This is a genomic window from Streptomyces colwelliae (genome assembly GCF_048158785.1).
In the GTDB taxonomy this organism is placed as follows: Bacteria; Actinomycetota; Actinomycetes; order Streptomycetales; family Streptomycetaceae; genus Streptomyces.
The window spans coordinates 26,000-32,749 of sequence record NZ_JBLTJC010000091.1; the positions used below are offsets into that span (position 1 = coordinate 26,000).

Genomic DNA, 6,750 nt, shown 5'->3' on the forward strand with positions numbered 1-6,750 from the left:
TGCTCCGGGCCCGGGGTTAGGCTGGAACCGCGGGCGGGTCGTCGCGGACGGGGACGCGTGTCACGGCCGTCGGGGTTCCGCAGCGATGGCAAGCGTGGTGACCTATGACGCAAGCGGCCAGGGAAGAGCTCGGCGTGGTCTTCGTCCACGGGCTCAATTCCTCCCCTGACACCTGGAAACACTTCCTGCGCCTGATTGACAACGACCCGGTTCTTTCCTTCGTGGTCCCCAAGACGTTCCGGTATGCGTCGCGGCTGTGGAGCTTCAATCCGCTCCGCCGCATTCCCGACTTCGACGACGTGGCCGACAGCCTCAAGGGCTTCCTGGAGACCGAAGCCGCGGATGTACGGGACCTGGTGCTGGTGGCGCACAGCCAGGGTGGCCTCATCGTCCAGCTCTACCTGGCTCGGCTGGTGGCCGAGGGCCGCAGGCCGGAGCTGCGGCGCATCCGCCGCATCGTGATGTTCGCGACCCCCAACGGCGGCTCCGAGCTCCTCCTCCCCCTGCGCCGCAGCTGGTTGCGGAAAAACCCCCAAGTGGAGCAGCTCAACCCGCTGGTCCGTCAGGTCAATCAGGCACAGCGCGTGGTGACTACCCAGATCGTGCACGCGCCTCTGGCCGCCGACCGAATTCCGATCATGGCCTACGCCGGTGAGGAGGACGGCATCGTCGTGGCCGCCTCGGCACACGGCCCGTTCACCGATACCGGTGTCCTGCCTGGCGACCACTTCGGGATCCTGCGCCCCGACTCCCACGAGCACCGTTCGTCCATCGCCCTCAAACGGGAAATCCTGGCGGCCGCCGCCGGCGCCCCGCCCGTGGAGCGTGTGCGGACGGTCTCCGCGGCAGCCCTGGGCGTCCACACCGCCCTCCCCTCGGGCACTTCGGCCGACCCTGCGGCCCTGCCACTGACGCCCTATCTCGCTCGCGGCCACGACGCGGAACTGCGCCAGGCGCTGACTCCGGCCACCCACGGTGGCCCCTCCGTACTCGCCGTCGTGACCGGCGACTCCTCCACGGGCAAGAGCCGAGCACTGTACGAGGCACTCCTGGAGCTCGCCCCCGACCACCGCATGCTGCGCCCTGCGACCGCGGAGGGCCTGCGGGACCTCGTCGACCAAGAGCGTGTGGAAGCGGGCACGGTGCTGTGGCTGGACGAAGCCCAGCGGGTGATCGGGAGTGCTGCCGGCCAGGAAGCCGCGGCCAGCCTCCGAACCCTCCTGGAGCGCCGGCCGGGAGTTGTGGCCGTCGCCACGCTGTGGACGACCCCGCACTGGAACGACCTCACGGCCCTCGGCGTGCCGGGCGACCCCTACGGGCAAGCCCGCGCCCTGCTGACCGCGCCCTTCGTCCGGCACCTGCACGTGCCTCCTGCCCTGACTACCGACGAACGTCACCGGTGGGATGACCTGGCCCGCCGGTCCGCTGACCCGCGGCTCGCCGACGCGCTCCAGGCCGCGGCGGCAGACGGTGAGGTCGTGCAGCAGGTCACCGGCGGCCCGGAACTCCTGGAGGCGTACCGCCACGGCCCCGGCATGCACTTCACCGCCGCCGAACACGCCCTGCTCACTGCCGCCCTGGACGCGCGCCGCCTCGGCCACGAGAGGGCGCTTCCCGGCTCACAGCTGGCCCAAGCCGCGGAGGGGGCACTCACTCCGCGGCAGCGCGGTGCGGACCCGGACTGGGCGGCACAGGCCCTCGACGCCCTGACCACGGGTCTGCGAGCTGACGGTTCGCGTACGGACATTCGCCAGACCCTGACCGCCCTGCGCGCCGAGCGGGACCGCTCCGGCGAGCAAGCCGTGTTCCAGCCCGCCGACTACCTCGATCAATACGCCAGGATCCAGCGTGCCACAGACCTGGGGACGGACGCCTTGTGGGAGGCGCTGATCACCTGCACCGAGGCCGCCGAGGATCTTGGACGCCTCGCCGACAGTGGCTGGCGGCTCGGGCTCCGCAGGCAGTCGGTCCGCCTCGGCTGCCGGGCCGTGATGGCAGGACACCCCACGGCCGCCCGGCGGCTCTTCCGCCGGATCCACGGCCCGCTGGACCCGGATCACACCGGGGCCGAGTGGATCGCCCGGCACGTGGACATCACTGATATAAACGGCGTCGCCAGACTGCTGATGGCCTTCCGCGAGGCCGGTGCGGACCAGGCGTCCGCAGTGTTGCTCGAGCGTGACCCCGTCGCCCACGCCGATCTAACCCACCCGAACGCGACCGAGACCCTGCTACGCGCCCTCCGGGCCAGCGGGGCTCACCAGGCTGCCAATGACCTGGCCCGCCTGCTGGTTGACCGGGCCGGGATCACAGACCCCAAGGAAGCAGCGAAGCTGATCGAAGGCTCCGCCGGATGGCCCCACCTACGACGCGCGGCCAACCCTGCGGACACCCTGCGCACTCAGCGACCTGGTGCCGGCGTACGGCAGGCCGTGCGCGAGCCGACGTCCGCCGAAGGGGACCCGTTCGGCCGCGACGCCGACGGGACCCGCTCCCGGGACTGGTCCTGGAACGACATAAACATCCCATCGGACTGATCGCCAGGCTCCTCAACCGACAAGTGCCGTGGTGGGTTCGCCCCTGGCCCGCGGGGCCCCGGGGCGTGGACCCATCGGCCGCCCGAAGTGCCGGGCCGTAGTGTCAGAGGGGCATGCGAGGATCCGAGCGTGTCATGAATTTCGAGGGTTGCTCTCCAGCGCCTCTTTACGCAGGACTTAGTCAATTGCCGGGAAGCGGATGTCCGCGCCCACGCCATCGCCGAGCTCAGAGCAGGTACGCCTCCCCCATTCTCGGAAGAGATTCGGGCGATTGCGTTTCTGGCGCGGGCGACCCCTCGGCAGGAGCTGCCGTCCCCCGGCGGAACGGCAGCCGGATGTGGCCAGCAGCTGGTCGACGAAGACGAGCTTGTGCTTCGCTCCGGCTCCTACAGCCCGCCGCTGCCGAGCCGTGAGGCGAGTGTGATGCTGCTCGTGCCACAACGGCCCCACCTCGGCGATGAGTTCAGCGATTACGCCCGGCGACAGCCCGGTGATTCGGTACTCCGCCACGATCAACTCACGCGCCCCGGCCCCCATCATGCACAGGTCAACGAGCTACCTGGGCACTGAGCCCCGGCCAGCCGTGCACGAGATCGTTAGCCCTGGCGAACCGACCTCCTGACCCGGCGGCGGCCCTTGGATGTGCGCCACGGACGCCTCGCCGAAGCTGACGCAATCCTCTCCTCTCCAACGAACAGGGGGCTCGCGACCCTGGCTTGGGGATCAACTTTGGGGACCAGTGTTCGGTGCACGGATCTGCCTCGCAGCGTCGGCTGTGGTGACAGTCAGGGAAGAAGGAGATGTGGCCCGGGGCCGAAATCAGAGGGGGCGGTCTGTGCAAGGCGCTGCGTGAGACGGAACCGGACCTCGCGCTGCGCGACGGGACCCTCGCCGAGCGCCTATGGCTCGGCTACGGCAGCGCCGACTGCTCGGCCAAGCCGTCGCCTCAGAGCGACCGTCTAGGTCGTCACGGACGGGCTGCCCCAAAGCGAAGACGTTGCCCTCGGGGCAACGGATATCTGTGCGGCAGTGTCCGCGGCTGTCCAACGGTTGGTTCCTGGCCATGGTGTCGGCACGTCTCACGGAGCGTCCGGCGGCACAGCTATGACCGCGAGTGGGGACCAGTTGGGGACCACACGGCGTGCGCGATGGTGCACGAGGGAGCCTTCTGCACACATCCTGCGTCCGGGCTAAGTCTGCAATATCCAGAAAATGCCTTCGACCCGCACTCCTGGGGGTCAAGGGGTCGCAGGTTCAAATCCTGTCGTCCCGACTTTTCGGAGTCGTAGATCAGAAGTCGTAGGTCAGGGGCCGCTTCAGAATCACATCTGAAGCGGCCCCTTGATCGTTCCTCCGAACCCGCTACCCCGCTACCCCAGCATCCAGCTCTCCGCCCGCCGCGCCCTGGCGCGGATGTTCTTGCGTGCGCCCGGTGGCAGGCGTCGTAGTACCTCGCGGACGCCGTGGCGGAGGCGGTGGTCGGCGGTGGTCCGGAGGAGGACGCGGCGGGTGGTGCCGATCCGGCCGGGGTCGCCGACGGTGAGCCGGAGCTGGCCGCCGGGGCCGGCCCAGGTGGGGGAGACGAGTCGCGGGGGTGCGCCGACGGCGACGGTGCCGAGGGCGATACGGGTGCGGCCCTGGGCGGGGGCCAGCCGGGGGCGGCGGCCGACGCCCAACAGCTGTGCGCTGGCCCAGACTTGGTAGGCGCCGGGGTCCAAGGGCGCGTCACCGCTGAGGGTCAGCGGGTCGATGACCGTCTCACCGGAGACCACGACCCGGTGGCGGTCTCCGCCGAGCGGTTCCAGGGTCGGCGTCAACTCTCCGTCGGGGTACCACCAGTGGTTGCCGGCGGTGTCGTGCACGATGAGTTCGCCGTACGCGTGGGAGAAGGGGTCCGGGACCTCCCAGCCCTCCGCTCCCTCTATGCCGTCGAGGAGTTCGGGGTCGAGCAGCATCCGGCCGTCGCGCTTCACCACGGTCAGGGGTTCACCGTCGGCCCTGACCATGCCGACCCGGGTCCGGATCACCAGCTTCTCGTTCCGCCAGCGCATGTCGTCCACCTCGACGTGCGCCCTGATCTGCTCGGTGCGGCGGGCGAGTTCGACCAGGGAGTCCAGCCGGCCCTGCACGAGGAGTTCCGCCCGCAGCCGGCTGATCGCCGGGAGTCCTTCGCTCACCCCCGGCGGATAACTCGTCATCGCCATCCGGCGGACGGTGGTGAAGTACTCCTCCAGATCCTTCCCGGTGCGCCGCAGCACCCGCGGCTCGCTCACCGGCCGTAGCAGCTCCACACGGTAGGAGCGGCGCAGCAGCCGGTCCTGGAGGTCGCCCGGCGGGGTGCCCTCCTTGATGGCCTCGACGACCTTGTCCAGGTGGCCGTAGTAGTCGTCGGCGGTGATCCGGCGGCTGCTGTTGTTGCCGCCGTCCTCGCGCCGATTCCATTGGTAGCAGGGGTAGTTGCCGAGTATCGACACCGTCTTGGCCCGTACGTAGGTGCGCGCCATGAACAGCTGGTCCTCCAGCCTGACCCGTCCCTCGGGGAAGCGGATCCCGTGCTCACGCAGGAAGTCCCGGCGGAACATCTTGTGCGGCGTCAGGCTCTCGAAGAGCGGTGCGTCGGCGGCGGTGCACCGCTCGACCGTCCGCTTGAACACGTTGCTGGGCCCCTGCATCGTCCCGTGCACCTTGCCCAGCACGATGTCCGACCCGTTGCGCTCCGCCAGGGCGTACAGCCGCTCCAGCGCCTCGTACGACAACTCGTCGTCCTGGTCGACGAATTGGACGTACTTCCCCTCGGCCCGGTCGATCCCCACGTTGCGCGGCTTGCCCGGCCAGCCGGAGTTCTCCTGCCGGTAGACCCGGACGTGCGGATGTGCCTCGGCCAGCCGTCCGAGACGTTCGGCGGAGTCGTCCGTCGACCCGTCGTCGACGTACACGACCTCGTACGCGTCGGTCCCCAGGCTCTGGTTGACGAGCGAAGGCGCGCAACGGTCAATGTAGGAACCGGCGTTGTACACGGGTACGACAACGCTTACCTTGATCAAAATATCCCCCCCGGGACAAGTGTTGTTGCCCTACGAGACACTTGTTGTTGGGGATTAGTTGTACGGCCCTTGGGGTGCGCCTTACGGAATGTGCGAAGGGCCGGACGGCCGGGGCCGCCGTGCTACGCGGATTCCCTGATCACCAGTTCCGTCGGCAGGATGAGCGGCGTCGGCTCCTCGCCCGCCAGCACGCGCACCAGCATCCGGGTCATCTCGCTGCCGAGCGCGACGATGGGCTGGCGGATCGTCGTCAGCGTGGGCTGGGTGTGCCGGGCGGTGAGGATGTCGTTGAAGCCGACGACCGCGACGTCCTCGGGGACGGCCCGGCCGCGCTCGCGCAGGACGTGCAGGGCGCCCGCCGCCATGGCGTCCGAGGCGACGAACACCGCGTCCAGGTCCGGGTGTTCGTCGAGGAGACGGGCGGTCGCCGTGGCACCGCCCAGCTCGCTGAAGTCGCCGTGCGCCACCCGGTGGTCCTCCAGGCCGGCCAGGGCGACCGCCTCGCGGAAGCCCAGGTAGCGGGAGACACCCGCGTGCATGTCGAGCGGGCCGGTGACGGTGCCGATGGCGCGGCGGCCCGTAGAGATCAGGTACTCCACCGCCTCGCGGGCCCCGCCCCGGTTGTCGGCGTCCACGTACCAGCGCGGAGCCTTTTCGAGGGAGCGGCCTCCGTGTACGACGGGGACGTTCCCCGCCTCGGCGACCTTCGCCAGCGGATCGTTCTCGCGCAGGGCCAGCAACATGACGCCGTCCGCGCCCCGGGACTGGAGGACGCGGGTGAGCCGGGCGCGGCCCCGCTCGCTCGCGGCCAGGATCAGCAGGAGTTCGAGGTCGGTCTCCTCCATCACTGCGTTCACCCCGGTGATGACCTCCGCGAAGAAGAGGTTGGCAAACAGCGCCGGATCGTCGCTGGAGATCGCCAGCACCACCGCGCCGCGCCGCTGCGAGGCGAGCGAACGGGCCGCCACGTTCGGCACATAGCCCAGCTCCGCCACGGCGCTCTCCACCGCCTGCCGCGCCTTCTGGCTGACGTGCCGGCGGTTGTTGATCACACGCGAGACGGTTCCGACGGACACCCCGGCGCGCAGCGCCACCTCGTCGAGCGTCGGCGGCCGTGTGGTCATGTGGGGCGACTCCAGTCCGTACGGAGGGGCGGGCAGTAGCGGGGG

Annotated in this window: 3 protein-coding genes; 1 reads left to right on the top strand and 2 read right to left on the bottom strand. The window is 70.0% G+C overall.

Features of this window, described 5'->3' with window-relative positions; all coding sequences use genetic code 11:
• Positions 1-104: 104 nt before the first annotated feature.
• Positions 105-2,537: an alpha/beta fold hydrolase gene (locus ACNFOC_RS20510; RefSeq protein ID WP_416960538.1), complete on the top strand. Its 2,433-nt coding sequence runs from the start codon at positions 105-107 to the stop codon at positions 2,535-2,537.
• A gap of 1,370 nt (positions 2,538-3,907) precedes the next feature.
• Here ACNFOC_RS20510 and ACNFOC_RS20515 read toward each other — a convergent pair.
• Both ACNFOC_RS20515 and ACNFOC_RS20520 read right to left on the bottom strand, forming a co-directional pair.
• Positions 3,908-5,581 (bottom strand): glycosyltransferase, encoded by a 1,674-nt coding sequence (locus ACNFOC_RS20515; RefSeq protein ID WP_416960539.1) that lies wholly within the window; start codon positions 5,579-5,581, stop codon positions 3,908-3,910.
• A gap of 122 nt (positions 5,582-5,703) precedes the next feature.
• On the bottom strand, positions 5,704-6,705 hold the full coding sequence (locus tag ACNFOC_RS20520) for a LacI family DNA-binding transcriptional regulator (RefSeq protein ID WP_416960540.1): 1,002 nt from the start codon (positions 6,703-6,705) through the stop codon (positions 5,704-5,706).
• Between the last annotated feature and the right edge of the window lie 45 nt (positions 6,706-6,750).